Source organism: Jannaschia sp. R86511 (genome assembly GCF_042466345.1).
GTDB lineage: Bacteria > Actinomycetota > Actinomycetes > Actinomycetales > JBBAYJ01 > Aquipuribacter.
On sequence record NZ_JAXHCD010000001.1, the window covers coordinates 187,386 to 213,137 of the forward strand.

A 25,752-nucleotide genomic window follows, 5' to 3' on the forward strand; every position below is an offset into this window, starting at 1 on the left:
CCACCGAGGAGCCCGTATGAGCACGGTCCTGCCGAGCGGAGTCATCTCCGACGTCGAGGGGGCGATCGACGGGGCCTTCACGCCGCTGTCCGATGCCGTCGGCGGCGCCATCTTCTACCCCGTCAGGATCGGGTCCGCGGAGGTCCCGTGGATCGTCGCCTGGCTGATCATCGGCGCGGTGGTGTTCACCATCGGCTACCGGTTCATCCAGATCCGGGGCTTCGGGCACGCCGTGGCGCTGGCCCGCGGCGGCTACGACGACCCGGACGACCCGGGTGAGGTCACCCACTTCCAGGCCCTGACCGCCGCGGTGTCCGGCACGGTCGGCCTGGGCAACATCGCCGGCGTCGCCGTCGCCGTGTCCATCGGCGGGCCCGGCGCGACCTTCTGGATGATCGTCGCCGGCCTGCTGGGCATGGCCACCAAGTTCGTCGAGTGCACGCTCGGCGTCGCGTTCCGCGAGGAGCACGCCGACGGCACCGTGACCGGCGGGCCGTTCCGCTACCTCAAGGTCGCCTTCGCCAAGCTGCGGGTGCCGATCCTGCCGACCGTGCTCGTCGGCGTCTACGCCGTCGCGATCCTCGCCTTCGGCCTGGCCGGCGGCAACATGTTCCAGGCCAACCAGATGTTCGCGCAGGTCGAGAACGTGACCGGCGGCGAGGACGGCCCGCTGGGCAGCGGCGGCGCGTCGCTGGTGTTCGGCCTCGTCGTCGCGGTCATCGTCGGCCTGGTCATCATCGGCGGCATCCAGTCCATCGCCAAGGTCACCAGCCGGCTCGTACCGGCCATGGCCATCCTGTACGTGCTGGGCTGCCTGACCGTCATCGGGTTCAACGCCGCCGACATCCCCGGCGCCTTCGGCGAGATCGTCTCGGGCGCGTTCAACCCCGAGGGCGTGACCGGCGGCATCCTCGGCGTGATGATCGTCGGCTTCCAGCGGGCGGCGTTCTCCAACGAGGCCGGCGTCGGCTCGGCCGCGATCGCCCACAGCGCGGTCAAGACCAAGCGCCCGGTCACCGAGGGCTTCGTCGCCCTCCTCGAGCCGTTCATCGACACCGTGATCATCTGCACCATGACGGCGCTGACCATCGTCATCGCGCGGCCCGACTCGTGGCTGGCCGCCCGGGACTCCTACGCCGCCGGCGAGGACCCCAGCCCCGACGGCGTGGTGCTGACCAGCGACGCGTTCGCCACCGTGATCCCGTGGTTCCCGATCGTGCTGGCCTTCGCCGTGGTGCTGTTCGCGTTCTCGACCCTGATCACGTGGTCGTACTACACGCTCAAGGCCTGGACCACCCTGTTCGGCCGCAGCACCGTCAGCGAGCTCGTGTTCAAGGTCGTCTACTGCGTGTTCATCGTCATCGGCACGGTGCTCACCTTCAGCGCGGTGCTCAACTTCGCCGACGCCATGCTGTTCGTCTGCGCCCTGGTCAACATCTTCGGCCTGTACCTGCTGATGCCCGAGGTGTCGCGGATGCTGCGGGAGTACCAGGCGGACCGCCGCAGCGGCGTCGTCCGCCCGGTCAAGGACCGCGACCCGGTCGGCTGAGCCACCCCGTCCGTGCGCAGCAGGCCCGGTCCCCCCGTGGGGGACCGGGCCTGCTGCGTGGGCCCTGCTGGCGCGGGCGGCTCAGTCGCGGCGCGGGCTCCACACCACGAGAGCCGTGGACAGCTGCCGGCGCTGCGGCCGGCGCCCCGGCGCCAGGGCCACGATGTCGCCCCCGGCGCCGGCGGCGAACACGCGGTCGGCGGCCTCCCGGGTGCGACGCAGCTCGTCGCGGGTCTCGGCCAGCTCGCCCCGCAGCTGCCGGGTCTCCTCCTCCAGCTCGAGGATGCGCCGGATCCCGGCCAGGTTGACGCCCTCCTCCTGGGACAGCCGCTGCACCTCGCGCAGCCGGTCGATGTCCTCGTCGGTGTAGCGACGGCCGCCGCCCGGGGTGCGGGTGGGGATGACCAGACCCTCACGGTCGTACTGGCGCAGCGTCTGGGGGTGCATCCCGGCCAGCTCGGCCGCGACCGAGATGACGTAGGCCCGCCGCAGCACCCGCTCGCTCACGTCGGGGCACCCGCCCGGCTGCGGGACCGCTCGGCGGCGGCCAGCAGACCCTCCCGCGGGTCGGCGTCGCCCTCGGCCTCGCGCAGCGCCTCGACCGCCGCCCGGGCCGCGGCCGACAGCTTCTGCGGCACGGCGACGACGACGGTGGCGAGCACGTCGGTGGTGGTGCCCTTGACGGCGGGACCGCGCCCCTTGAGCCGGAACGTGCGTCCCGAGGGCGTCCCGGCCGGCACCTTGAGCCGGGCCACGCCCTCCAGCGTCGGCACCGCGACCGTGGCCCCGAGCGCCGCCTCGGCGAACGTCACGGGGACGCTGACCTTGAGGGAGGTGCCGTCCCAGGAGAACACCTCGTCGGGCTCGACCCGCACGGTCACGAGCACGTCACCGGGACCGCCGGAGCCCCGGGCGCCCTTGCCGCGCACGCGGACCTTCTGCCCGTCCCGGACCCCGCCGGGCAGGCGGGCGTGCACGGAGCGGGCGCCAGCGACGGGGTCCAGGACCTGGACGGTGACCTCGGTGCCCTGCAGCGCCTGCGCCAGCCCGACCCGGGCCGTCGCGGCCAGGTCGCGACCCTTCTCGGGCCCGCGGGTGGCCCCGCCGGCGAACCCGCCGCCCCCCTGCTGACCGAGCAGGTCGGCCAGCAGGTCGTCGAACTCGGCCGAGCCCTCGCGGCTGCGCCGGTACCCGGGCCGAGCCCGACCGGCCGAGGGCGCGCCGCCGAACATGCCGCCGAACAGGTCCTCGAAGCCGGCCCCGCCCGCGCCGGGGGCACCGGAGCCGGCGGTGAACCGGGCCCCGGAGCGCATGGCCCTCACGGCGTCGTACTGCTGCCGCTTCTCGGCGTCGGACAGCACGGAGTAGGCCTCGCCGACCTCCTTGAACCGCTTCTCCGCGGCGGGGTCACCCCCGTTGGCGTCGGGGTGGTGCTTGCGGGCCAGCGCGCGGTAGGCCTTCTTGACCGCGGCCTCGTCGGCGTTCTTGGGCACGCCGAGGACGGCGTAGAAGTCCTTCTCGAGCCAGTCCTGTCCAGTCATGATGGGGCTCAGGGTGCAAGGTTGCGTCTAGGCGTGTCAAGTTTGCCGCGTCACGTTCAGCGGCACGTCCAGCGGCACGCTCAGGCGTGCAGGGAGCGCGAGGTGTCCAGCGCCTCGCGCAGCGCCTCCAGGTAGGCGCGCGACACCACGTAGGGCGTGAACCCGTTGGCCACGACGACCTCGGGGTTGGCGCGCTCGTGGCCCACCACGGCCCGCAGCGTGGCCCCGACCGGACCCTCGCCGTGCAGCACGGCCTCGGCGATGGACGGGTCGACGCCGCTGGAGCGCACCGTGGCGGCGGGGTCGGCGCCCAGCACCTCGGCCACGGCCGACAGCAGGCCCGCGGTGTAGGCGACGTCCGGGCGGGTCGGCGACAGCCGCGCGCACGCCCCGGCCCGGGCCAGCATGGTCACGACGTGCTCGGCCGGGATCCGGGACGAGCCACCGAGGACCATGAGCACGACCCAGGCGCTCAGCTTGCGCGGGCCCAGCAGCACCACGGCCTGCTGGACCGAGCGCACGGGCTTGCCGACGCCGGCCGGGCTGCCGGCCATGCGCAGCACGCGCAGCGCCAGCCCCGGGTCGGAGGCCACGAGCCGCTCCTGCTCCGCGACGTCGGCGTCGTTGGCCAGCGCCCCGAGCAGCCGCAGGCACACCACGTCCGAGGGGGTCATCACGGCGGCGCTCACGGTCTGCGGCCGGTCGAGCAGGAAGCCCTGCAGCAGGTCGGCGCCGGCCGCGCGGGCCAGGTCGGCGTCGGCCTGGGTCTCCACCCGCTCGACGACGACCTCGATGCCCGGACGCAGCGCGCGGGCCCGGGCGACCATGTCGGCCAGGCCGTCGCGGTCCACGGCGGACAGGTCGATCTTGACGATGTCGGAGCGCTCCACCAGCGGGTCGCGCTCGGGGGTGCCGTCCCAGTCGTCCGCCGCGATCCGGTAGCCGAGCGAGCGCAGCTGCTCGATGCCGGCCAGGACCTGCTCGTCGAGCACGACGTGCTCCAGCACCTCGACCACGATCTGGTCGGGGGCGTCGGGCAGCGCGATCTCGCCGACCAGGAACGCGCGGGTGACGTTGAGGAACAGCGGGTGCGGCCCCGCGATGTCGCTGACGCCGAAGTCGCCGAACACGGCGCTGATCACCTGGGCGGTGGCGCTCTCGTGGTCGGCCTCGGTCTGCAGCGAGGCGATCGGCAGCTGGCGGAACAGGAGCTCGTAGGCCGCCAGCCCGCCGGACGCACGGTGGATGCCCTGCCTGCCGACGAGCACCGTGCTGAGGTCGGCAGTCGTCTCAACGGTCACACGGTGATCGTCGGCAGGCAGGCGCCCGGGCTTTACGTCACTGCGGGCTGGCCACCGCTACGCGAGCCGGACGGAGCACGCGATCACCGATGCGGTAGCCGCGCTGCAGCACCTGGGTGCAGGTCGGCTGGTCCACCTGGGTGTCGCCGTCGTGCAGCAGCGCCTCGTGCAGGGCGGGGTCGAAGGGGTCCCCGACCTCGCCGAACGGCTCCAGGCCCGTGCGGCGCAGCACCGCGTCGAGCTTGTCGGCCACCGCGGCGAACGGGCCCACGAGGTCGCCGTGGGTACGCGCGCCGTCGATGTCGTCGAGCACGGGCAGCAGGGCCGTCAGCACGCTGGTGCGGCCCTCCAGACCGGCGACCTCGCGGTCGCGCTCGACCCGCCGGCGGTAGTTGACGAACTCGGCGCGCTCGCGCTGCAGGTCACCGAGGCGCTGCTCGGCCAGCCCGAGGGCCGCCGCGAGCGGGTCGGCCCCCTCGGCGCCCGAGGCGGTCCGCGCCTCCTGCTCGGCCCCGGCCATGGCCGCGTCGACCTCGGCCGCCACCTGGGCGAGGTCGTCCGGCACGGCGCCGGGCAGGTCGCTGCCCGGCTCCGTGCGCGGCGCGTCCACGCCGTCGGGGCCGGCCGGCGTCATGTCGGCCTCGACCCCGTCCGGTCGCTGCTCTGCTCCGTCGTGGGCGGGGTCCGTCACTTGCGCTCGTCCTCGTCCACGACCTCGGCGTCCACCACGTCGTCGTCGGAGGCGGCGGGCTGCTCGCCCGCGTCACCGGCGTCGCCGGCCGGGGCCTGCTGCTCCGAGGCGGCGTACATCGCGGCGCCCAGCTTCTGGCTGGAGCTGCTGACGGCCTCGACCTTGGCCTTGACGTCCTCGACCGGGGTGGCCGGGTCCTCCAGGGCCTTCTTGAGGTCGGCCAGGGCGGTGTCGACCTCCTCGCGCTCGCCGGCCGGGACCTTGTCGCCGTTCTCGGCCAGGAACTTCTCGGTCTGGAAGACCAGCGCCTCGGCCTGGTTGCGGGTCTCGGCCTCCTCGCGGCGGGTGCGGTCCTCCTCCGCGTGCTCCTCGGCCTCGCGCACCATGCGGTCGATCTCGTCCTTGGGCAGCGCCGAGCCGCCCGAGATCGTCATGGACTGCTCCTTGCCGGTGCCGCGGTCCTTGGCGTTGACGTGCACGATGCCGTTGGCGTCGATGTCGAAGGTGACCTCGACCTGCGGCACGCCGCGCGGTGCCGGCGCGATGCCGGTCAGCTCGAAGGTGCCCAGCGGCTTGTTGTGCTGGGCCAGCTCGCGCTCGCCCTGGAACACCTGGATGAGCACGGACGGCTGGTTGTCGTCGGCGGTGGTGAAGACCTCGGAGCGCTTGGTCGGGATGGCCGTGTTCCGCTCGATGAGCTTGGTCATCAGCCCGCCCTTGGTCTCGATGCCCAGGCTCAGCGGCGTGACGTCGATGAGCAGGACGTCCTTGCGGTCGCCCTTGAGGACGCCGGCCTGCAGGGCCGCACCGAGCGCGACGACCTCGTCCGGGTTGACGCCCTTGTTGGGCTCCTTGCCGCCGGTGAGCTCCTTGACCAGGGCCGTCACGGCGGGCATGCGGGTGGAGCCGCCGACCAGCACCACGTGGGCGATGTCGGACAGCGACACCCCGGCGTCCTTGATGACCTGGTGGAACGGGGCCTTGGTGCGCTCGAGCAGGCTCGCGGTCATCTGCTCGAACTGCGCCCGGGTCAGCTGCTCGTCCAGGTGGACGGGGCCGTTCTCGGTCATCGACAGGTACTGCAGCGAGATGCTCGTGCTGGTGGAGCTGGACAGCTCCTTCTTGGCCTGCTCGGCCGCCTCGGACAGCCGCTGCATGGCGATCTTGTCCTTGGACAGGTCGACGCCGGTCGACATCTTGACCTTGGCCAGCAGGTGGTCGACGACGGCGGAGTCCCAGTCGTCGCCGCCCAGGCGGTTGTCGCCGGAGGTCGAGCGGACCTGGATGGTCGAGAAGCCGTCCTCGTCCTTGCCCACCTCGAGCAGGGAGACGTCGAACGTGCCGCCGCCGAGGTCGAAGACGAGGATGTTCTCGTCCTCCTTGCCCTTCTCCAGCCCGTAGGCGAGGGCCGCCGCGGTGGGCTCGTTGATGATGCGCAGCACGGTCAGGCCCGCGACCTCGCCGGCCTCCTTCGTGGCCTGGCGCTCGGCGTCGTTGAAGTACGCCGGCACCGTGATGACGGCGTCGGTCACGGGCTCGCCCAGGTACGCCTCGGCGTCACGCTTGAGCTTCTGCAGGACGCGGGCGCTGATCTCCTGCGGGGTGTACTTCTTGTCGTCGATCGCCGTCGACCAGTCGGTGCCCATGTGCCGCTTGACGGAGCGGATGGTGCGCTCGACGTTGGTCACGGCCTGGCGCTTGGCGATCTCGCCGACCAGCACGTCGCCGTTCTTGGCGAAGGCCACGACGGACGGCGTGGTGCGCCCGCCCTCGGCGTTCGCGATGACGCTCGGCTCGCCGCCGTCCAGGACGGCGACCACCGAGTTGGTGGTGCCCAGGTCGATACCGACTGCACGGCCCATGGGGGTTGTTCTCCTTCGTCTGCGGGTACGACCCGCGCGGTCACGCGGGTGTGTCCTGCCGACAAGAGTCCGCCTTGAGCCCCGGGGTGTCAAGTTGACTGCCGCCGTTCTTGAGCCTGTCGCACTCAAGTCCGCCTCGGTCCGGGCTGGCCTTGCCGCCGGGGCGACCACCGGGCAGGGTCGACGCCATGCCCACTCCCGTGTGGAAGCTCGCGTCCATCCTCTTCCGGTTCGTCGCCCTGGCGGTGGTCAACAAGGCCCTGCTGGTGACCTGGAAGGCCGTGACCGGCCACGAGGCCCCCGAGGAGCCGGAGAGCCCCGAGGTGCGCGCCGTCGAGGCGATCCTCTTCGCCGCGATCAGCGGGGCCCTGGTGACGGCGGTGCGCACCATGGCCACGCGGCAGCTGGCGGCCAAGGTGCAGCAGAAGGGCAACCGGCTGCCGGAGGCCATGGAGACGCCGTACACCGGCGACGCCAGCACGCCGCGGCGCCGGCGGTGAGCACGACGTGCTGAGGTTCCTGCGCGGCCGCACCCCCGACGGCCAGGTCTCGCCCGGGGCCAAGCTGGTCGCGGTGCTGATCATCGTGGGGATGCTCGCCGTGGCCGCACCCTTCCTGTTCATCGCCCTGGGCTGGCTGCTCTCGGTGCTGTGAGCCGATGACCCGGTAGCCGCACCGTCGCGGTTACCGGCGGGTAACATCGCCGGCAGCAACCGGCAGAGGGAGAGCTCGACGTGGAGTCGTCACAGGTGGTGCAGACGGTCGCGCTGGTGGTGGTCGTCGCCGTCAGCGTCACCGGGGTGGCGCTGTTCGCGGCCACGATCGGGCGGATGGTCGCGGTGCTGGGCACCGGCCAGGCCGACCGCTCCCGCACCGACCACCTGGGCACGCGCCTGGTCACGACCGTCCGCGAGGTGCTCGGCCACACCCGCATGCTGCGCCGCCCCGTCGTGGGGGCCGCCCACTGGTTCGTCATGGTCGGCTTCGTCGCGCTGATCGGCACGCTGGTCACCGCCTACGGGCAGGTCGGCGACCCCGGGTTCGTGCTGCCCGTGATCGGCCACTTCCCGCCGTACGAGTGGGCGGTCGAGGCCATCGCCTGGCTCACCCTGCTCGGCATCCTGACCCTGGTCGTCGTCCGGCAGGTGCAGGGGCCGCGCACGTCGGGCCGGTGGAGCCGGTTCTACCGCTCGACCACCTGGCAGGCGTACTACGTCGAGGCGACCATCGTCGCGATCGCGGTCTGCGTGCTGGCCCTGCGGGCGCTGGAGTACGCCTACGAGGCCGTGGCCGGCGCGGACACCGCGACGGCGCTGCACTACCCGCTGACGGCGTGGCTCGGCCAGGCGCTCACCGGGCTGGGCGAGGGCCCGCTGGGCGTGGCGATCGTCGTGGTCGCGACCACCAAGATCGTCGTGTCGATGGCCTGGTTCGTCGTCATCGGCCTCACCCCGACCATGGGGGTGGCCTGGCACCGGTTCACGGCGCCGTTCAACATCCTGCTCAAGCGGCACGCGGACGGCCGGACCAGCCTGGGCGCGCTGCAGCCGATCACGATCGACGGCACCCCGGTCGACCTGGAGAACGCCGACGAGCTGGACGAGGACGCCGCCCTGGGGGTCGGCAAGGCCCAGGACCTGACCTGGAAGAACCTGCTCGACCTGACCACCTGCACCGAGTGCGGCCGCTGCCAGGACCAGTGCCCGGCCTGGCAGACCGAGAAGCCGCTGAGCCCCAAGCTGCTCATCACGGCCCTGCGCACCCGGGCCTACGACGACGCGCCCTACCTGCTGGCGGGCGAGGCCACCCCGGACCGGCCCCTGGTGGGCGAGGTCGCCGGGGGCGGTGACTACGTCGGCCCGGGCGGCGCCCAGGGTCGCAGCCTGCCGACGGCGGCCGAGGTCCACGACGACGTGCTGTCCAACGCGTTCCTGAGCAGCGCCGCCCTCACCGAGGACGTGCTGTGGTCGTGCACCACCTGCGGCGCCTGCGTGGAGCAGTGCCCGGTCGACATCGAGCACGTCGACACCATCGTCGACATGCGCCGGCACCAGGTGCTGCTGGAGTCCGCGTTCCCCAACGAGCTCAACGGCCTGTTCGGCAACCTGGAGAAGCGGCAGAACCCGTGGGGGGTGGCGGCCAAGGCCCGGCTGGACTGGGCCAAGGACCTGCCGTTCCCGGTGCCCGTCGTCGGCGGTGGCGGCGCCGACGACCCCGAGGACCTGTCCGGCGTGGACTACCTGTTCTGGGTCGGCTGCGCCGGGGCGTTCGAGGACCGCGCCAAGAAGACGACCCGGGCGGTGGCCGAGCTGCTGCACACCGCCGGCGTGACCTTCACGGTGCTCGGCCCCGGTGAGGCGTGCACGGGCGACCCCGCCCGCCGGGCCGGCAACGAGTTCCTGTTCCAGATGCTCGCCGCGCAGAACGTCGAGACGTTCTCCGAGATCGGCACCACCAAGGGCGACGGCCGGACCAAGGTGGTCGTCACCTGCCCGCACTGCTTCAACACCCTCGGCAACGAGTACCCGCAGCTGGGCACCGACCTCGACGTGGTCCACCACACGCAGCTGCTCAACCGGCTGGTGCGCGACAAGCGGCTCGTCCCCGTCTCGGCCCCGGCGACCGAGCGGCGCGACGTCACCTACCACGACCCCTGCTACCTGGGCCGGCACAACGGCGTCTACGCCCCGCCGCGCGAGCTCATCGAGGCCAGCGGGACCACGCTGACCGAGATGCCGCGCAACAGCGAGACCAGCTTCTGCTGCGGGGCCGGCGGGGCCCGGATGTGGATGGAGGAGAAGCTCGGCACCCGGATCAACGTCAACCGCACCGAGGAGGCCGTCGCCACCGGGGCGGGGGCGATCGCCGTCGGCTGCCCGTTCTGCCGGGTCATGATGTCCGACGGGCTGACGAGCCTGCAGGGCGAGCAGAAGGCCCCCGAGACCACCGAGGTGCTGGACGTCGCCCAGCTGCTGCTGGAGGCCGTCAGCCGCGGTCGCGACCGGACGCCCGAGCAGGCCGGCCAGGCCTGAGGGCGGCCACGCCTGGGCGCGGTCGGACCTGAGCCCGGTCGGGCCGGGGCTCAGACCAGGTCGGGCGTGGCCAGCAGGAAGCCCTGGAACAGGTCGGCCCCGGCCGCGACCGCCACCCGCAGGTCGTCGGCGGTCTCGATCCGCTCGACCACCACGGTGATGCCCGGGCGCAGCGCCCGGGCCTGGTCGACGACGGCCGGCAGCCGGGCTGCGGTGAGGGCCTCGAGGTCGACCTTGACGAAGTCGGCGTGGGCCATCAGGGCCGCCCGGTCCTCGCCGCCCTCCCAGTCGTCGACGGCGATCTTGTAGCCGCGCCGCAGCAGGTCCTGCACGCCCGCGACCACCTCCGGGTCGGCCGCCACGCCCTCCAGCACCTCCACCACGATGCGACCGTCGGCCTCGGGCAGCGGCTGCTCCCCGACCAGGAACGCCCGGGGGGCGTTGACGAACAGCCAGCCGGTCGTGCCGTCCATCTCGTGCAGCAGGTCGACCACCGTCGTGGTGGCGAACTCGTGGTCGGCCTCCGAGCTCATCTCGGGCGCGGACGTCGCCGGCGGGTGGCGGAACAGCAGCTCGACCCCGACCTCCTGACCGGTGGCGTCGAGGATCGCCTGCACGGCCATCGTCGGTGCCTGGTCGGGGTCGGTCAGCATGGCGACAGTATGGGGTCAGCGGGGGCCCTGCGGGGATGGCGGGACGGCCGACCTCGACGACCCGACCGGAGCCCTACGGCGTGGCATCACCGCAGGTCAGAGGCCGGTCACACCTGGTAGCGGTCCACCAGGAAGCCGTCGGCGTCGACGACCGCGCCGCCGCCCAGCTCGGCCAGCGCGCGGGTGATCGAGGCCATGGGCGCGCGCGCCCGCTCCCGGCAGGCCATGGCCATCCCCTCGAGGTGCTCGACCAGGCGCCACTCCTCGTCCGGGGCGAGCCAGCGCACGTCGTAGACGGCCATCGGGCCGGCTGCGAAGGCCTCGCCCGCCACGGACGGCTCGGGCCGTTCCGCGACCATGCCCTCCACGACGACGTCACCGGCCGGGCCCAGCGGCAGCCGCACGACGAACGGCGTCCCGTCCGGGCGGGACAGCGCCTCGGGCGAGGTGTCCCCCTCGACCGCCGTCTCGACCCCGTCGCCCTCCTGGGCGCAGACGGCCGCCACGTCCGCGGCCCGGATCCAGGTCGGCGACACGACCCGGGTCTCCAGCGCGCTGGCGCACTCCGGCACCAGGACCTCGCCCGCACCGACCGGACGGACCCCGCCACCCAGGCGGCGCGCGAGGGCGAGCAGCAGCTCCAGGCCCGCCAGCTCCGCCCCGGTGGGCAGGCCGTCGGGAAAGCTGCGGTGCAGGCCGTCGGGCCGCCGGACGGGTCGGCCGTCGTCCCGCGGCGCCGGGTCGACCTCGAGGTCGTAGGCCACGGACCACGGCGTGGGCACGTCGGCGGTGACGGCGGACTCCATGTCCAGCTCGTGCGGGCCGTTCAGCCCGGCCTGCCCGCCCAGGTCGGCCGTCCCCGTGCCGGCCAGGTCGCTGCGGGGGTACCAGCAGCGCACCAGGGAGTCGACCTGGTCCACCGGCACGACCGTGGGCACCAGCAGCAGGTGCCGGTCGCGCAGGACCGCGTGCGGGTCGACGGCGGCACGGCGGCGGAGCCCGGGCACGGGGCTCAGACCTCGGTCCGGTGGAACCGCTGCCAGGACCGGCTGGCGGTCGGGCCGCGCTGGCCCTGGTAGCGGTTGTGCCGGCCGTCGCCCGAGCCGTAGGGGTGCCGGGCCGGGCTGGACAGCTGGAAGAAGCACAGCTGGCCGATCTTCATGCCCGGCCACAGCGCGATCGGCAGGGTGGCCATGTTGGACAGCTCCAGCGTGACGTGCCCCGAGAAGCCCGGGTCGATGAACCCCGCCGTGGAGTGGGTGAGCAGCCCGAGCCGGCCCAGGCTGGACTTGCCCTCCAGCCGGGCCGCCAGGGACGCCCCGAGGGTCACCTGCTCGTAGGTGCTGCCCAGCACGAACTCGCCCGGGTGCAGGATGAACGGCTCGCCCGTCGCCACCTCGACCAGCCGCGTCAGGTCGGGCTGCTCGACCGCCGGGTCGATGAGGCCGTAGCGGTGGTTGTCGAACAGCCGGAACCACTTGTCGATGCGCACGTCGACGCTGCTCGGCTGGATCATGTCCGGGTCGAACGGGTCGAGGGCGATCTCACCGGCGTCGACGGCGGCGGACACGTCGTGGTCGGACAGCAGCACGGGCCGACCGTATCGCGCGGCCTGGCCCGGCGCTGGCCTCAGGTCCGGGGGCGAGCGGTCGATCACTCAGACCACAGGTCGCCCGACCTGCGGATGAGGAGGAGCCGACGTGTCGACCGGACGTTCGCCGAGCTGGCTGCGCAGCGCGGTCTTCGTGCTGCTCTTCGCCGCCGCGGTCGTCCTGGGCCGCGAGAGCCGCCCCGACGGCTCCGAGGTCGCCCTGGTCTGGCCCGCGGCCGGGGTGGGCGCCTGGTGGCTGATCGGCCTGCGCGGCCGCCGGCTCGTCGTGGACGCGTCGCTGCTGGTGCTCGTGGCCGTCCTCGCCCAGCCCCTGACCGGGCTCGACCCGCTGGTGGCGGCCGGCTTCGGCGCCGCCAACCTGGCGCACGGGCTCACCGCCCGCTGGCGCGCCGGCCGGCTGTGGCCGGACGGGCCCCACCTGACGACCCCGGGCGACGTGCTGCGGCTGCTGCGCGTGGCCGGGGCCGCGGGCGTGGTCAGCGGCAGCATCTCCACGGTCCTGGCCTGGACCATGCTGGACGGCGGCCTCACCGACTCGGCGCTGCTGTTCGTGGCCCGCAACGCGGGCACGACGTTCGTGGTGCTGGCCCTGGTGCTGTCCATCCGCCCGCCCCACCGGCTGCGCAACCTGGTGGCGCCGCACCGGGCCGGCGAGTTCGCGCTGGTGCTCGGGCTGTCCGCGGCGTTCTCGGTGGGGGTGCTGGTCTGGCAGGGGGCCGTCCCCGTCGGCTTCCTGGTGATCAGCCTGCCCGTGTGGGCCGGGGCCCGGCTGGGCGTCCCCCGGGCCGCCGCCATCAGCGGCCTGGTCAGCACCGTGGCGGTCGGGTCGACCACCGTCGGGTCCAACGCGCTGGCCGACGTCTCGTCGGTCACCGAGCTGACCGCCCTGGTGCAGGTGTTCACCGTGCTGGCCGTCCTGATCGCCCTGATGCTGGCCACGCTGCAGCGCGAGCGCGACGAGGTGGCCGACCGGCTGCGCGAGAGCGAGACCCGGATGCGGCGGACCAGCGAGTCGGCCCTGGTGGGGACCGCGCTGCTCGACCTGGCGGACCCCGACCGGGTGCTGCAGGACGCCAACCCGGCCCTGCACGAGGTGTTCCCCGGCGTCGGCGACCCGCTGGCCTGGACCGCCCTGCTGTGCCCGGAGTCGCGCGGGGTGGTCGAGGCCGTGCTCGGCGACCTGTCCGAGGGCCGGCGCCGCAGCTGGAACGGCGAGGTCCGCCACCGCAGCACCACCGGCGCGCCCCAGTGGGCCCAGGTCCACGTGTCCGCCATCGCCGGCACCGACGGCCACGCCGCCACGGCCGTGGTGCAGATGCTCGACGTCACCGCCCGCAAGGACGCCGAGGCCCAGCTGTCGCACCTGGCGCTGCACGACCCGCTGACCGGACTGCCCAACCGGCTGCTGCTGCGCGACCGGCTCGACCACGACCTGTCCGGCGCGCTGCGCGGCACCGGCCGGGTGGCGGTCGTGTTCCTGGACCTGGACGGCTTCAAGGCCACCAACGACACGCTCGGCCACGAGGTCGGCGACCTGGTGCTGGTCACGGCGGCCGAGCGGCTGCAGGCGGCGCTGCGTTCCGGCGACACGGTCGCCCGGATCGGCGGGGACGAGTTCGTGGCCTGCTGCCGCGACGTCCGCGACGCCGACGAGGCCCACGACCTGGCCGCGCGACTGGTGCGGGCCCTGGCCCCCCCGATGCGGGTGCGCGAGCACCTGATCGCGGTGGGGGTCAGCGCCGGGGTGGCGATGTCGCTGCCGGGGGACACCGGCGCGGACCTGCTGCGCGACGCCGACGCCGCGATGTACGCCGCCAAGCGGGCGGGCCGTGGCCGTCTGGTCACGGCCTGGGACCGCGCACCGCGTCCCGTGGGCGTCCCGGTCCCCCGCTGACGCTCAGCGCGGTCGGCGCTGCTCCCGGAACAGGTCCCGCAGCAGCAGCACCTCCGCCCCGTGGTGGATCACCTCGCGGTTGATGTGCAGCACCAGCTCGGCCATCGGCGACGCCGCGAACGGCCCCTCGGCCGGGCCGCAGCGTCGGGCCAGGCCGGCCGCACCCAGCGACCGCACCCCGGCGTCCCAGCGCGCGTAGGCCTCGTCCAGCTGTTCCAGCGCCCGGGCGGCGTCGCCGGCGTAGTGGTGGCTCTCGTACCCGGTCGCCGGTCCGCCGAAGTGCGACGCCACCCGCTCCCCCAGCACCCCGACCACGACGTGGGCGAGCCGCCAGGCGATCGTCGTCACGGGCGGCGGGTCGGGCTCCGGGAACGCGAAGTCGATCGTGAGGTCCCCCGCCCCGGCCTGGACCGGCGCCGTCGAGGTGCCCCGGGGCCGCACGCTCCAGGCGCCCGGCGCCGGCTCCCACAGGTACTCCTCGTCGCCCAGCCCGGCCAGGCGCGGTCGCAGGTGGTGCTCCCAGTGCCACGACAGCTGGTCCGGCAGGAGCTCGTGCCACGGCAGCGGTGCCGGCGTCCCGTCCACGTCCATGCCCGCACGCTAGGCACGGCCACCGACAGCGGCGGGGCGTGCGAGGCTTCCCGCGCCAGGAGACCGTCAGGGGAGTCCGTCCAGTGAGCACACCGCCGTCGCTGCGGCAGCGCGCCGTCCGCAACGTCGGCTGGGCCGCCGTGCAGAAGTGGTTCGTCCGGCTGTCCGGCGTCGTGACGTTCGTCGTCCTGGGGCGGCTGCTGGACCCGGCCGAGATCGGGCTGGCCGCCCTGGCCCTGGCCGCCGTGGGCTTCTTGGCCGTCGTCGCCGACTTCGGCATGTCGACCTACCTGGTCCGCTCCGAGGACGCCGACCGGCGGCGCACCAGCACGGTGTTCTGGTCGACCCTGGTCCTGGGCGTGCTGGGCGCGCTCCTGCTGGTGCTGCTGTCGGCCCCGCTCGCGGGTGCCCTGGGCGAGCCGCGGGCGGCCCCCGTGCTCCAGGCGCTGGCCGGCGGTCTGGTGGTGACCACCCTGACCTGCGTGCCGGCGGCGCTGCTCGTGCGCCGGATGCAGTTCCGCGCCCTGGCCGCCCGGGGGGTGGCGGCTGCCGTGGTCGGCTCCGTGGTGGGTATCTCGCTCGCGCTCGCGGGGGCCGGGGTGTGGGCCCTGGTGGTGCAGAGCCTGGCCCAGAACGGGTTCAGCCTGGTGTGGTTCTGGGCCGCCGCCCGCTGGCGGCCCGCCCCCGTGGTGTCCGTCGAGGTGCTGCGCGACGTGTGGCGTGTCGGCTCGCCGGTGCTGGGCATCGACGTCGTGCAGGCGGTGCGGGACCGGGCCGACCAGCTCGTCGTCGGCGGGGTCGCCGGCGTCGAGGTCCTCGGCTACTGGACGGTCGCGACCCGGCTGGTGGGCCTCGTGCACGAGGTGGCGATGTCGGTGATGGACCTGGTCGCGCTGCCGCTGTTCGCCCGGCTGCGGGGCGACCTGCCGCGGTTCACCCGGGCCTACGAGACCGCCGGCGCCATGAGCACGGCCCTGCTCGCGCCGGCCGTCGCCGTGCTGGCGGCCGTCTCGCCCGTGGTGGTCCCCGGGCTGTTCGGCCCGCAGTGGGAACCGGCCGTGCTGCCCGCGCAGGTGCTCTGCGTCGCCTACGGCGTGGGCGCGGTGGGGTACTTCAACCGCTCGGCGCTGCTGGCCTTCGACCGGGCGGGGACCGCGTGGGCGGTGGCCACGGCGAGCCTCGTGGTGCACGTCGGCGTGCTGCTCGTGGCGGCCGGCTGGGGCCTGGTCGCGCTGGCCTGGGGCCACGGCCTGGCCTCCGTGCTGATCGTCGTGGGCAGCGCCCTGGTGCTGCGCCGCACCGTCGGCGTGGGGGCGAGTGCCTACGCCCGATCGGTGCGGGCGCTGCTCGCGGCCGTGGTCGCCCTCGGGCCGATGCTGCTGCTGACCGGGGCCGTGCCGGGCTGGGCCGGGGCCGTGCTGGCCGCCGCGGTGGGGGCCGTCGTCTACGGCGGGCTCATGCTGCTCGTCAACCGGCGCCTGGTCGCCGAGGCGCTGGACGACCTGCGGGGCCTGCTGCGTCGCTGACCGCCCGGCGACCGGGCCGGGGCCCGTCGGCCACCTGGCGGCGCAGCTCGGTCAGCGCCGGGTTGGGCACCGGCGGGGGCGGGTCCCGGTCGGACAGGTACTCCGCCGCGTGCTCGACCAGGCGCCACGGGCTGCAGCGGCGCACCGCGAGCGGCCGGTGCTCGGGGAAGGTCGGCGGGTTCCACCAGGCGTGGACCGACCCGGCCAGCGAGCGGGGCTCGACGGCGCCCAGGGCGAGCATGGCGCTGCGCTCCTTGCGCACCCGCCGGAACAGCGCCCGCAGCCCCGCCTGGCGCCGGTGCGTGCTGGACACCCCCAGGTCCGGGGCGTAGGCGATGGTCCACCCCCGGGCCAGCACCCGCCAGCTCCACTCCTTGTCCTCCGAGGCGGGCAGGTCCTCGCGGAACGGCTCGTCCTGCCAGACGCTCGCCCGCCACGACCCGCCGTGGTTGCTGAACCCCCACCAGCCGTGCTCGACGGCGTCCCGCGCGCTCTGGTGGTGCACGCCGACGATGTCCCGGCCGTCCGGGGTGCGGCGGCCCGAGTTCGTGCCCGCGACGTCGGCGCGCGCGTAGCGGGCCAGCGAGCGCTCGACCCAGCACCCGGAGTAGGGCACCGAGTGGGCCGACAGGGCGAAGTGCACGTCGCCGGACGCCGCCCGCGCCCCGACGTTGAGCGCGCCACCGTAGGTGAAGTCCTCGGGCGCGATCAGCTCGACCCGGTCGGCCAGCCGGTGGGCCACCTCCAGCGTGCCGTCGGTGGACCCGGAGTCGACGACGACCAGCTCGGCGCGGACTGTCTGCTCGCGGACGCTGCGCAGGGTCGCCTCGATCGTCGACACCTTGTCCTTGCTGCGGACGATCACGCTGGCGGACAACCCCATCTACCGAGCGTAATGGGCCACCACTCCCCGGGTTCGCGGTCCACCCGCCCGGGGCCGCGGTTACGGTGTCCCGTCGGCGGACAGCGGAGGCGCGATGAAGGTCTCGTGGTGGGTGGCGGCGGCCGCCACGGCCGTCCTGCTGCTGGCCGTCGTCCTGGTGCGCCCGGGCAGCCAGGCCACGCCCGCCCAGGTCGCCGCCCCCGGGCCCGCCGCGGACACCCGCGGCCCGGCGGGGCTGGCCGGTCTCGGTCTTTCGGACCTGCCGGTGACCGCAACCGGTGTCGGGCCGTTGAGCCTCGGGGACGACCTGGCCGAGCTGGTCGCCGCCGGCTGGTCGACCTACGACGCCGGCGACGGCTGCGTCCGGCTGCTGCCGCAGGACCTGGCCGACGTCTCGCTGGGCGGCTGGGCGGTGGCGGGCCGGGTGGCCTCGCTGCAGCTGGAGGCTGGCGTGGCCACCGTCGACCCGGTCGCCAGCGAGCTGGGGTTCTCCTTCGGCGCCCCGGTGTCCGAGGCGCCCGCGCAGCAGCTGCAGGTGCTGCCGGTGGGTGATCGCAGCCGCTCGGTGACCACGGCGCGGTTCGACACCGACGCCGGCCGGGTGCTGGTCTCGGACGTGGGAGGGACCACGGTCCGGTTCGCGGAGGTGGCGACGCCGGCCGGTGAGGCGTGCACCCTGGACGCGGACCTGCTGGAGTCCTCGACCTTCCCGAGCACGTCGGTGGCGCTGTCGACCGCTGCGGCCGCCGTCACCCCGGCCGACCTCGGGCACCGGTACCTGAGCAGCTCCGGCAGCACCCTGGACCAGCTCGGCTCCCTCGGCACCTGGGACGACCAGCTGGCCGGCCTGGACGGTCAGGGCTGCGAGACCCTGGTCCACGCGGCCGACGGCGACCGCGTCACGCTTTTCGTGCTGGACGGCGTCGTGGTGGCTGAGGACTACGTGCTGGACACCGGACCGCTGCGCACCCCGCCCTACTACTTCCCGGGCGAGGCGTTCCAGGAGACCACCGACGGCCGCCTGGTGCGCATCGAGCGCCTGGAGGCCGAGCAGGGCGGGCCGGCGGACTGGGGCTCGACGCTGCGCACCCGGTGGCTGGTCGAGCTGCAGGCCGTGCCCGAGATCGACTCCGTCGTGGTGTCCGCCGGGCCCGTGGTGGAGCTGCAGCAGGTGGGGCGGCCCTGCCGGGCCGCCGCCCGCTAGTCCCCCGCCGGGATCAGCCCGCCAGCAGCGCCAGGGCGCGGTTGTGCTCGGCCGGCACCGTCTCCGCCTCGGACACCGGCCCGGGCGGGGTGCCGTCGCCGAACGGCCGCCCACCGAGCTGCTCCCGGTGGTGCGGGGTGGCCCAGACCGTCTCGTCCGGGCCGAGGGGGACGACACCGGTCGGGTTGATGTCCAGGTGAGTGGCGTAGTAGTGCTGCTTGATCTGCACGAAGTCCTGGGTGTCGCCGAAGCCGGGGGTCTGGAACAGGTCGCGGGCGTAGGCCCACAGCACCGGCATCTCGGTCAGCTTGGACCGGTTGGTCTTGAAGTGGCCGTGGTAGACCGCGTCGAAGCGGGCCAGCGTGGTCCACAGCCGCACGTCGGCCTCGGTGATGGTGTCGCCCACCAGGTAGCGCTGGTTCTCCAGCCGCTCCGACAGCTGGTCGAGGCGCTCGAAGAGGCGCGTGTACGCCCGGTCGTACGACTTCTGCGAGCCCGCGAAGCCGCACTTGTACACGCCGTTGTTGACGTCCTCGTAGAACGAGTCGGCCACCTCGAGGATCTCGTCCCGGTGCGCCTCGGGGAACAGGTCGGGGGCGCCGTCGCGGTGGTGCGCGGTCCACTCCGTCGACAGGTCGAGCGTCATCTGCGGGAAGTCGTTGGTGACGACGCCGCCGCTGGGCACGTCGACGATGGCGGGGACGGTGATGCCCTTGGGGTAGCCCGGGAACCGCTTCTCGTAGGCGTCCTTGAGCCGCGGGACGCCCAGGACGGGGTCGACCTCGCCCGGGTCCAGGTCGAAGGTCCACGAGCTCGCGTCGTGCACGGGGCCGGCCATGCCCAGCGAGATCGCGTCCTCCAGGCCCAGCAGGCGCCGGACGATCAGCGCCCGGTTCGCCCACGGGCAGGCGCGCGCGACCACCAGCCGGTACCGGCCGGCCTCGACCGGCCACTGCCCGTCCCCGCTGGGGTCACGGACGATCCGGTCCTCGATGTACTTGGTGTCGCGCTCGAAGGACTCTTCGACGTAGCTGGTGTGCTCGGCCATGCCTCGACGGTAAGGGCCACGGTGGGGATAGGCCAATCTTCAACTAACCGGACGGAGCAACGGCCCGCCCCGGGTGCCTGACCGGCGAGGTCCCCCTGGTGGGCCGCTGACCCACCAGGGGCCGGCCGGTCAGACCCGCGGGCAGGGCCTGTAGTTCGGCTTGGTGTACTTCGGCGCGAGCTTGCCCTTCTTCTTCACGCAGGGGCCGTGGTCCACCTTGGTGACGGCCTTGCCGGTCCAGAACGAGGTGCGCTTCATGGCCCCGTTCCAGGACAACGAGATGTGGACGTGGTCGGTGTGGGGGTTCGCACCCTCGTACTTCTTCCAGCGGCCGTCCCAGGAGCTCCACATCCGCTTGTTCCAGATCACGTACTGCACGCCGAGGCGGCGGGCGTTGCCGGCCTTGACGCCCTTGGAGTCCTTGCCCGTCAGCCAGACGATGAACTTGTCGGCCTTGGACCGGTCGGCGGACCGGTTGGCGTTGAGCATCCAGTCGTAGGCGCGGCCCTCCTTGTGCTCGCTGCGACCGCCGGAGGAGCAGGAGCGGACGATGCCGCCCTTGTTGGCGCCGTAGGTGCGGGCCAGCAGGCTGCGCAGGGCGACCGTGCCGGGGCGCTCCTTGGGGTCGCAGGTGACCTGGCCCTGGTAGCCGGAGGCGCGCTCGGGGCCGGTCACGAGCTTGACCGACGCCTTGGGCACGGCGAGCGCGGCGTGGGCGGCGCCCGCGCCACCGAGCACCAGGCCGGTGCACAGCAGGCCCATCAGCAGGGCGCGGAACGTCGCGGTGAGGCCCCGCCAGGCGGGTCGTCTCGTCGGAGCGGTGGTGGGGGTCGTCATGGCTGGTCTCCCGTCGGTGGTGTCGTCCTTCGGACAGGTGCATCGACAGGCCCCGGGGGGTCACTTGACCGGGGGCACCGGCATCGGGCATCGATCCGGCGCGTCCCACCCCAGGCAGGACGACGGCGCGAACGGCGAAGTCGCTGTTCACGCCTTGATCACGACCGGATAACGATGATCATCCGGACGAGTGTGATCTGCCTCACATCTGGGGTTCGACGGGGTCCCCCAGCGTCAGCAGGCCCGGCTGCACGACCCGGGCGTAGACGGCCACGCACAGGTCACGCTCGGCCCCGAGGGGCGCGAGCCAGCGGTCCCGGACGACCACGCCGTCCTGGTCGACGTCGACCGTCCGGCAGCGCTCCACCCGGTCCTGCACCAGCAGTCCCACAGGACCGATCCCGACCCGGCGCCCCAGCCACGACTCCTCGACGAACGGCTCGTCGGTGTCCAGCACCAGGTTGACCCTCAGTCGTCGGGGGTCGGCGTCGACGCCCCACCGCTCGGCGCACCAGCGCAGCGTCGCCGAGCCGACCAGCGACACGGCGCCGTCGTCCTGGTGGGAGCCTCCCTGCTCCACCCGGACGGTCACCGGGGCGCCCATCGCCTCGCTCAGCTGCGCGGCCAGCGCAGGGTCGTCGACCGGCCTACTGCCGCCGCGCTCGTCGCCGACCTGGACGACGCCGTCGTCGCCGGTCAGGGCGTGGAACCGGGCGACCGCGTCGCGACGGCGCATCCGGGTCGTGCTCTTGTGCGAGGCCAGCCGACCGTCGTCGTCGACCACGGCGAACCAGCGGTCGCCGAGCAGGCCGCGGGCGTCCACGTCGACCTGCGCCAGGTCCTCGCCGCCCATCGCCTTGACGGGGTAGCGGCGGATGGCGGCGAGGGTGACGGTCATCGTCGAACGGTACGGCCGGGGCCGCGCACCGCGACGACGACCAGCACCACGCCGCAGACAGCGATCGCGCCGGCGAGGAGCCAGACCGGGGTCCCTCGTCTCGTGGTGTCCGTCAGGTCGTCGGAGGCGAACATCGCCGCTGACACCCCGAAGAAGACGAGCGAGAAGACACCGGTCGCGACCCGCTGCCCCGGCGTCTGCCGGCCTGGTTCGGGCGGATCCTGGCCGGACGGGGCGCGGCGCCGCGCGAGCACCAGGAGCCCGAGCATCAGCAAGGCCACCACGACCCCGGCCCCGACGTACGCCCAGCCGCCGCTGTCGCCGTTCACGACGTCGTGAACGCCGAAGCCGATGACGACCGGGCTCAAGGCCAACGCGATGTCCGGGGCCCGCCTGACCCGGAACGACTGCTCAGCCACGCACCGATCCCCCCGTCCTGGCGTGCGCCACGACTACGCCTTGGTGAGCGAGGACTCCTTGTGGGCGGCCTTCGACCCGCTCTTCTCCGACTCGACGATCCAGAACGGCTCGTCGTCGCTCGCCTTGAAGGTCTGCTTGTCGTGCTGGAACTCCTTGGTCCGCTTCTCCACGGCCTTGCCGTGCGTCTGGCCCTGCGGGGTGTTCCACGACACCCGGTCACCTGTGCTGATCGCCATGGCCCGACGGTAGGCAGGGTCCGCCCGGGCCGCACGGTGACGTGACCCGGTCCCGCACCGACGGGCGGTCGGCCGCGCGGACCCATAGCGTGACGGGGCATGGGGGACGCGGGGACCGGCCGGGCCGACGACGGCGCCGGGTGCCCGGCGCGCAAGCTGTCCCGACCGGGTGAGCGGCTCGCCCCACCGGTGGAGCAGTCGGGGTCGCGCTGGGTGGTCCGCAGCCACGAGGTCGCTCGGCAGGTGGTCCGGTCGGGGGCGTCGGTGGCCCAGGCGGGGTTCGGGGCCACGGAGTTCGCCGCCGCGACCGAACGGCCCCGCCAGCGCGGGGCCGCCGGCATGCGCTCGCCCGTGCTGTACCTGGAGGGCGAGGAGCACCGGGAGCAGCGCAAGGCGTCGGCCCGGTTCTTCACCTCCCGGGCGACCGAGGCCTACCGCGACATGATGGACGCCCTGGCCGAGGAGCTGGTCCGGCCGCTGGCCGACGGCCGCCCGCGGGACGTGGCCGCCCTGTCGCTGCCGATGGCGGTGCAGGTGGCCGCCCGTGTCGTCGGGCTCACCGACTCGCTGCTGCCCGGCATGGCCGGGCGGCTCGAGGAGTTCTTCGCCGGCGACCTGCTCGGCCGCTCCCGCACCCCCCGGGCGCTGCTGCGCCGGGTCCGCAGCAGCACGGCGCTGCTGCGCTTCCACCACCTGGACGTGAAGCCCGCAATCCGGGCCCGCCGCAGGGCCCCGCGCGACGACGTCATCAGCCACCTGCTGGAGCAGGGCGCCTCGCCGATGGAGGTCCTGACGGAGTGCGTCACCTACGCCGCGGCGGGGATGGTCACCACGCGCGAGTTCATCACCGTCGCCGCGTGGCACCTGCTGGACGACCCAGACCTGCTGGCCCGGTACCGCGCCGCCGACCGCGAGGGCCGACTGGCGCTGCTGGAGGAGGTGCCGCGGCTGGAGCCGGTGGTGGGCCACCTGTACCGCCGGACCACGGCCCCGCTGACCCTGACGGCCGACGGCGTCGACCACGAGCTGCCGGTGGGGACGTTGCTGGACCTGGACCTGCGCGCCGTCAACGCCGACCCCGCAGCCGTCGGCGCCGAGCCGTTGTGCCTGCGACCGGGGCGCAGCATGACCGGTCGCGGGGTGGCCCCGTCGGTCATGGCCTTCGGCGACGGCCACCACCGCTGCCCCGGCGCACCGATCGCGATGATGGAGTCCGAGGTGTTCCTGAGCCGGCTGTTCCGTGACGACCTGGTGGCCGACGGCCCGCCCCGGGTGGGCTGGAACGACCTGACCGAGGGTTACGACCTGCGCGGCCTGGTGGTGCGTCGGGCGTGAGCGGCAACGGGTTGGGTGACTGGTGGGACCCGGACACGGACGCACCGGCGGAGGGGGCCGGGCGGCGCGAGGTCCGACCCGTACCGAGGACGGGAGCGCGACCGCCGGGTTCGGCCGCGGCCACCGGTGCGAGCCGGGGGGACAGCGCCCGACTGCGGGCCGCGGTCGAGGCCATGTCGTACGAGACGCGTCCGTCGCGGTGGTGGACGGTGGGCGTGGTCACGTGCGGGGTCCTGGTGCTGGTCGCGGCTCTGATCGCCGCGGCGCAGCTCGATCTCGCCTGGGCGGTTCTCGCTGCGTCCGCGACCCTGCCGGGCTTCCTGGTGATGCGCGCCGAGACCCGCCAGCCGCGTCGTGTCGTCGCGTCGCTCGACGGCCTCGACATCACCGGACACCGCCGCACGCAGCGGTTCTCGTGGAACGAGGTCCGCGGCGCCCGCCGTCGTGACGTGATCGGCTTCTCGGACGTCGACACGTTCCTCGAGCTGGGCTCCGGAGAGCTGGTCACGCTGCCGAAGGGCACTCCCGGCGGTGCGGTCGAGGCCTGGCGGGGACGCGTCGACGGCGGTCTGCCGGAGCTGCGGTTGCCACAGGTCTGGTGCGTCCCGCCGCAGGAGGACGCGATGGGTCCCGTGCAGGTGATGAGCCTCGTAAACCTGATTGCCCTCGTGGCCCTCAACGCCGGGCTGCACCTGCTGGACTTCGACCCCCTCTACGTCCTGGCGGGCTACCTGGTCGTGGGCAGCGTGGTCTTCCTGGCCCTGCCCCACCTGTCCCGCCCGCTGCTCACCGCCGACCGCGACGGCCTGACGATCCGGGCCTGGCGCAGGAAGTTCATCCCCTGGTCCCAGGTCACCGACGTCCGCCGCAAGGACCGGTACGGCCCCGAGGTCGTCGTCGAGCTGGCCTCCGGCGAGCAGCACGAGCTGCTCGGCCCGGACGAGGACGTCGTGCGCGGCTGGTGGCGCCTCGCGGTGCCGGAGCCCCGGACGACCGAGGACCGACCCGGCTGATCATCCCCGACGCGCGCCGCTCACCAGCTCCTCGCTGACGTCCCACAGCCGCTGCGCCGCGACGGGGTCGACCGCGTGCGGCACGACCCCACTCAGCCCCCGCAGCTGCGGGACCACCTCGGCCTCCTGGCAGTCCTCGAAGTACCGGCCGCCGAGGCCGGCGACCAGGGGCGAGGTGGCCAGGAACACCGACGTCGCCGCGCCCTGCTCGGTCGACTTCATGTGGAACAGCCCGGCACCCTCGGCCTGGCGGGCCTGCTGCTCGGCGGCAGCGCGCTGCTCCGCGCTCCAGTGCCGCTGCAGCGGCGTCCAGATCCCGCCCGGCATCAGGGCGTTGGCGGTGATGCCGTCGCCCGACCAGCGTCGAGTGGCCTCGACGGCGAACAGCACGTTGGCCGTCTTGGACTGCCCGTAGGCCAGGCCCGGGTCGTACGCGCGGCGCTCGAAGAACAGGTCGTCGAACACCACCGGCGAGGCGGCGTGACCACTGGACGACACCACGACCACGCGGGCGTCGCCGGCGGCGGCCAGGGCGTCGTGCAGCCCGGTGGCCAGGGCGAAGTGACCCAGGTGGTTGGTGCCCAGCTGCAGCTCGAAGCCCTGCGCCGTCCTCAGGTGCGGCGTGTCCATGACGCCGGCGTTGTTGATGAGCACGTGCAGCGGGCCCGACCACGCGGCGACGAAGGCGTCGACGGAGCCCAGGTCGGCGAGGTCGAGGTGGGCCACGGCCACGTCGTCCCGGCCGCTGCTGCGGGCGATGTCGGCGGCGACCGGCGCCCCGGCGTCGACGTCGCGGACGGCCAGGGTCACCTGCGCCCCGGCGTGGGCCAGGGCGCGGGCGGTCTCGACCCCGATGCCGGAGGCCCCGCCCGTCACCACGGCTCGGCGGCCGGTCAGGTCGATCCCCTCGACGACCTCGAGGGCGGTGCTCCGGCTGCTGAAGCTGCTGCTGATGCGTGTCATGCCACTGACGCTAACAAACTATCTAGTTTGTTGCTACCGTCGACCGGGTGGTGAGAGACGGCGAACGCAGCAGACGACGACTCCTCGACGCCGCGGCGGCCGAGTTCGCCGAGCACGGCATCGCGGGGGCCCGGGTCGACCGCATCGCCGAGTCGTCGGGGGTGAACAAGGCCCAGATGTACGGCTGGTTCGGGTCCAAGGACGGCCTGTTCGACGCCGTCTTCGACGACCAGCTGCACCGCATCGTCGACACGGTCCCCTTCGACGCGTACGACCTGCCCGGCTACGCCGTCCGGCTCTACGACTCGTACCTGGCCTCGCCGGAGCTGATCCGCCTGACCAGCTGGAACCGGCTGGAGCGGGTGCCGACCGGCGACATCCTGCAGGACCACCGGGCGCTGGCCCAGGACAAGTACGACGCGATCGAGCGGGCGCAGGCCGACGGCACCGTGCTGGCCGGCGTCCGCCCGGACGAGCTGTACCACCTGGTCATCGCGCTGGCCGGCACCTGGTCTCCGGTCAGCGGCACGTACACCGCGTCGAGGCAGGAGTCCGAGGCCGACCACGCGCGCCGGCGTGCGACGCTACGCGTGGTCGTCCGACGGGGGCTGTCGGGAGCCACGACCGACTGAGCGGGGGGGGGGGGCACGTGGACGAGGCGGT

General features: G+C 73.8%; 26 protein-coding genes. 10 read left to right on the forward strand and 16 right to left on the reverse strand.

What is annotated here, in order from left to right:
- Positions 1–16 precede the first annotated feature (16 nt).
- On the forward strand, positions 17–1,549 hold the full coding sequence (locus SJY06_RS00920) for an alanine/glycine:cation symporter family protein (RefSeq protein WP_380163696.1): 1,533 nt from the start codon (positions 17–19) through the stop codon (positions 1,547–1,549).
- Positions 1,550–1,630: 81 nt separating this feature from the next.
- On the opposite strand, the gene SJY06_RS00925 is transcribed toward SJY06_RS00920, so the two are convergent.
- From SJY06_RS00925 to dnaK, 5 genes are all read right to left on the reverse strand, one after another.
- The gene (locus SJY06_RS00925; RefSeq protein WP_380163698.1) at positions 1,631–2,056 is read right to left on the reverse strand and encodes a heat shock protein transcriptional repressor HspR; all 426 of its coding nucleotides are present in this window, start codon (positions 2,054–2,056) and stop codon (positions 1,631–1,633) included.
- Complete coding sequence (locus SJY06_RS00930; RefSeq protein ID WP_380163700.1) at positions 2,053–3,090, reverse strand: DnaJ C-terminal domain-containing protein; 1,038 nt, start codon at positions 3,088–3,090, stop codon at positions 2,053–2,055. The genes SJY06_RS00925 and SJY06_RS00930 overlap by 4 nt, the downstream gene beginning before the upstream one ends.
- Positions 3,091–3,170: 80 nt before the next feature.
- On the reverse strand, positions 3,171–4,391 hold the full coding sequence (locus SJY06_RS00935; protein WP_380163702.1) for an EAL and HDOD domain-containing protein: 1,221 nt from the start codon (positions 4,389–4,391) through the stop codon (positions 3,171–3,173).
- 37 nt (positions 4,392–4,428) lie between these two features.
- Positions 4,429–5,082 carry a nucleotide exchange factor GrpE gene (gene grpE / locus SJY06_RS00940; protein WP_380163704.1) on the reverse strand — a complete coding sequence of 218 codons (654 nt, stop codon included), beginning with the start codon at positions 5,080–5,082 and terminating at the stop codon, positions 4,429–4,431.
- A complete protein-coding gene (gene dnaK / locus SJY06_RS00945; protein ID WP_380163706.1) occupies positions 5,079–6,944 on the reverse strand; it encodes a molecular chaperone DnaK in 1,866 nt (621 codons plus the stop codon). The genes grpE and dnaK overlap by 4 nt, the downstream gene beginning before the upstream one ends.
- Before the next feature lie 188 nt (positions 6,945–7,132).
- On the opposite strand from dnaK, the gene SJY06_RS00950 reads away from it, so the two are divergent.
- From SJY06_RS00950 to SJY06_RS00960, 3 genes are all read left to right on the forward strand, one after another.
- Positions 7,133–7,444 (forward strand): DUF4235 domain-containing protein, encoded by a 312-nt coding sequence (locus tag SJY06_RS00950; RefSeq protein ID WP_380163708.1) that lies wholly within the window; start codon positions 7,133–7,135, stop codon positions 7,442–7,444.
- A 7-nt stretch (positions 7,445–7,451) separates the two neighbouring features.
- Entirely contained in the window at positions 7,452–7,598 is a 147-nt protein-coding gene (locus tag SJY06_RS00955) for a hypothetical protein (protein ID WP_380163710.1), read from the forward strand.
- Positions 7,599–7,678: 80 nt separating this feature from the next.
- Entirely contained in the window at positions 7,679–9,976 is a 2,298-nt protein-coding gene (locus SJY06_RS00960; RefSeq protein WP_380163712.1) for a (Fe-S)-binding protein, read from the forward strand.
- Positions 9,977–10,026: 50 nt separating this feature from the next.
- Here the strand turns inward: SJY06_RS00960 and SJY06_RS00965 are convergent, their stop codons facing one another.
- The 3 genes from SJY06_RS00965 to dcd all read right to left on the reverse strand — a co-directional run bounded on the left by SJY06_RS00965 (position 10,027) and on the right by dcd (position 12,220).
- Complete coding sequence (locus SJY06_RS00965) at positions 10,027–10,629, reverse strand: EAL domain-containing protein (protein WP_380163714.1); 603 nt, start codon at positions 10,627–10,629, stop codon at positions 10,027–10,029.
- 107 nt (positions 10,630–10,736) lie between these two features.
- Positions 10,737–11,636, reverse strand: coding sequence for a hypothetical protein (locus SJY06_RS00970; protein WP_380163716.1), 900 nt, complete (start codon positions 11,634–11,636; stop codon positions 10,737–10,739).
- A 5-nt stretch (positions 11,637–11,641) separates the two neighbouring features.
- A complete protein-coding gene (gene dcd, locus SJY06_RS00975) occupies positions 11,642–12,220 on the reverse strand; it encodes a dCTP deaminase (RefSeq protein ID WP_380163718.1) in 579 nt (192 codons plus the stop codon).
- A gap of 109 nt (positions 12,221–12,329) precedes the next feature.
- On the opposite strand from dcd, the gene SJY06_RS00980 reads away from it, so the two are divergent.
- Positions 12,330–14,135 carry a diguanylate cyclase domain-containing protein gene (locus SJY06_RS00980; protein ID WP_380163720.1) on the forward strand — a complete coding sequence of 602 codons (1,806 nt, stop codon included), beginning with the start codon at positions 12,330–12,332 and terminating at the stop codon, positions 14,133–14,135.
- Positions 14,136–14,138: 3 nt separating this feature from the next.
- Here the strand turns inward: SJY06_RS00980 and SJY06_RS00985 are convergent, their stop codons facing one another.
- Positions 14,139–14,726 (reverse strand): DinB family protein, encoded by a 588-nt coding sequence (locus SJY06_RS00985; protein ID WP_380163722.1) that lies wholly within the window; start codon positions 14,724–14,726, stop codon positions 14,139–14,141.
- An 83-nt stretch (positions 14,727–14,809) separates the two neighbouring features.
- Between SJY06_RS00985 and SJY06_RS00990 the strand changes: the two genes are divergently transcribed.
- Positions 14,810–16,252, forward strand: coding sequence for an oligosaccharide flippase family protein (locus tag SJY06_RS00990; protein WP_380163724.1), 1,443 nt, complete (start codon positions 14,810–14,812; stop codon positions 16,250–16,252).
- Here SJY06_RS00990 and SJY06_RS00995 read toward each other — a convergent pair.
- Positions 16,194–17,135, reverse strand: coding sequence for a glycosyltransferase (locus tag SJY06_RS00995; protein ID WP_380163726.1), 942 nt, complete (start codon positions 17,133–17,135; stop codon positions 16,194–16,196). The genes SJY06_RS00990 and SJY06_RS00995 overlap by 59 nt on opposite strands.
- Positions 17,136–17,229: 94 nt before the next feature.
- Between SJY06_RS00995 and SJY06_RS01000 the strand changes: the two genes are divergently transcribed.
- On the forward strand, positions 17,230–18,339 hold the full coding sequence (locus SJY06_RS01000) for a hypothetical protein (protein WP_380163728.1): 1,110 nt from the start codon (positions 17,230–17,232) through the stop codon (positions 18,337–18,339).
- 13 nt (positions 18,340–18,352) lie between these two features.
- On the opposite strand, the gene SJY06_RS01005 is transcribed toward SJY06_RS01000, so the two are convergent.
- From SJY06_RS01005 to SJY06_RS01025, 5 genes are all read right to left on the reverse strand, one after another.
- Positions 18,353–19,387 (reverse strand): glutathione S-transferase family protein, encoded by a 1,035-nt coding sequence (locus SJY06_RS01005; protein WP_380163730.1) that lies wholly within the window; start codon positions 19,385–19,387, stop codon positions 18,353–18,355.
- 129 nt (positions 19,388–19,516) lie between these two features.
- Positions 19,517–20,224 carry a hypothetical protein gene (locus tag SJY06_RS01010; protein WP_380163732.1) on the reverse strand — a complete coding sequence of 236 codons (708 nt, stop codon included), beginning with the start codon at positions 20,222–20,224 and terminating at the stop codon, positions 19,517–19,519.
- A 202-nt stretch (positions 20,225–20,426) separates the two neighbouring features.
- The gene (locus SJY06_RS01015; RefSeq protein ID WP_380163734.1) at positions 20,427–21,122 is read right to left on the reverse strand and encodes an MOSC domain-containing protein; all 696 of its coding nucleotides are present in this window, start codon (positions 21,120–21,122) and stop codon (positions 20,427–20,429) included.
- The gene (locus SJY06_RS01020; protein WP_380163736.1) at positions 21,119–21,541 is read right to left on the reverse strand and encodes a hypothetical protein; all 423 of its coding nucleotides are present in this window, start codon (positions 21,539–21,541) and stop codon (positions 21,119–21,121) included. Before SJY06_RS01020 ends, SJY06_RS01015 begins: the two co-directional genes overlap by 4 nt.
- 33 nt (positions 21,542–21,574) lie before the next feature.
- The gene (locus tag SJY06_RS01025) at positions 21,575–21,778 is read right to left on the reverse strand and encodes a DUF2945 domain-containing protein (protein ID WP_380163738.1); all 204 of its coding nucleotides are present in this window, start codon (positions 21,776–21,778) and stop codon (positions 21,575–21,577) included.
- 99 nt (positions 21,779–21,877) lie between these two features.
- On the opposite strand from SJY06_RS01025, the gene SJY06_RS01030 reads away from it, so the two are divergent.
- The gene (locus tag SJY06_RS01030; protein WP_380163740.1) at positions 21,878–23,113 is read left to right on the forward strand and encodes a cytochrome P450; all 1,236 of its coding nucleotides are present in this window, start codon (positions 21,878–21,880) and stop codon (positions 23,111–23,113) included.
- Between the two features lie 173 nt (positions 23,114–23,286).
- A complete protein-coding gene (locus SJY06_RS01035) occupies positions 23,287–24,126 on the forward strand; it encodes a PH domain-containing protein (protein ID WP_380163742.1) in 840 nt (279 codons plus the stop codon).
- On the opposite strand, the gene SJY06_RS01040 is transcribed toward SJY06_RS01035, so the two are convergent.
- Positions 24,127–25,089: an SDR family NAD(P)-dependent oxidoreductase gene (locus SJY06_RS01040; protein WP_380163744.1), complete on the reverse strand. Its 963-nt coding sequence runs from the start codon at positions 25,087–25,089 to the stop codon at positions 24,127–24,129. It abuts the gene before it with no gap.
- Positions 25,090–25,136: 47 nt separating this feature from the next.
- On the opposite strand from SJY06_RS01040, the gene SJY06_RS01045 reads away from it, so the two are divergent.
- On the forward strand, positions 25,137–25,721 hold the full coding sequence (locus SJY06_RS01045) for a TetR family transcriptional regulator (protein WP_380163746.1): 585 nt from the start codon (positions 25,137–25,139) through the stop codon (positions 25,719–25,721).
- The last annotated feature ends 31 nt before the right edge of the window (positions 25,722–25,752 follow it).

Bases quoted from the DNA above. Each gene is read 5' to 3' on its own strand.
- SJY06_RS00965 (WP_380163714.1), bottom strand. From the start codon at position 10,629: ATGCTGACCGACCCCGACCAGGCACCGACGATGGCCGTGCAGGCGATC.
- SJY06_RS01005 (WP_380163730.1), bottom strand. From the start codon at position 19,387: ATGGCCGAGCACACCAGCTACGTCGAAGAGTCCTTCGAGCGCGACACC.
- SJY06_RS01010 (WP_380163732.1), bottom strand. From the start codon at position 20,224: ATGACGACCCCCACCACCGCTCCGACGAGACGACCCGCCTGGCGGGGC.
- SJY06_RS01015 (WP_380163734.1), bottom strand. From the start codon at position 21,122: ATGACCGTCACCCTCGCCGCCATCCGCCGCTACCCCGTCAAGGCGATG.
- SJY06_RS00985 (WP_380163722.1), bottom strand. From the start codon at position 14,726: ATGGACGTGGACGGGACGCCGGCACCGCTGCCGTGGCACGAGCTCCTG.
- SJY06_RS01000 (WP_380163728.1), top strand. From the start codon at position 17,230: ATGAAGGTCTCGTGGTGGGTGGCGGCGGCCGCCACGGCCGTCCTGCTG.
- SJY06_RS00995 (WP_380163726.1), bottom strand. From the start codon at position 17,135: ATGGGGTTGTCCGCCAGCGTGATCGTCCGCAGCAAGGACAAGGTGTCG.
- SJY06_RS01025 (WP_380163738.1), bottom strand. From the start codon at position 21,778: ATGGCGATCAGCACAGGTGACCGGGTGTCGTGGAACACCCCGCAGGGC.
- dnaK (WP_380163706.1), bottom strand. From the start codon at position 6,944: ATGGGCCGTGCAGTCGGTATCGACCTGGGCACCACCAACTCGGTGGTC.
- SJY06_RS01035 (WP_380163742.1), top strand. From the start codon at position 23,287: ATGTCGTACGAGACGCGTCCGTCGCGGTGGTGGACGGTGGGCGTGGTC.
- SJY06_RS00950 (WP_380163708.1), top strand. From the start codon at position 7,133: ATGCCCACTCCCGTGTGGAAGCTCGCGTCCATCCTCTTCCGGTTCGTC.
- SJY06_RS01040 (WP_380163744.1), bottom strand. From the start codon at position 25,089: ATGACACGCATCAGCAGCAGCTTCAGCAGCCGGAGCACCGCCCTCGAG.
- SJY06_RS00930 (WP_380163700.1), bottom strand. From the start codon at position 3,090: ATGACTGGACAGGACTGGCTCGAGAAGGACTTCTACGCCGTCCTCGGC.
- SJY06_RS01030 (WP_380163740.1), top strand. From the start codon at position 21,878: ATGGGGGACGCGGGGACCGGCCGGGCCGACGACGGCGCCGGGTGCCCG.
- SJY06_RS00920 (WP_380163696.1), top strand. From the start codon at position 17: ATGAGCACGGTCCTGCCGAGCGGAGTCATCTCCGACGTCGAGGGGGCG.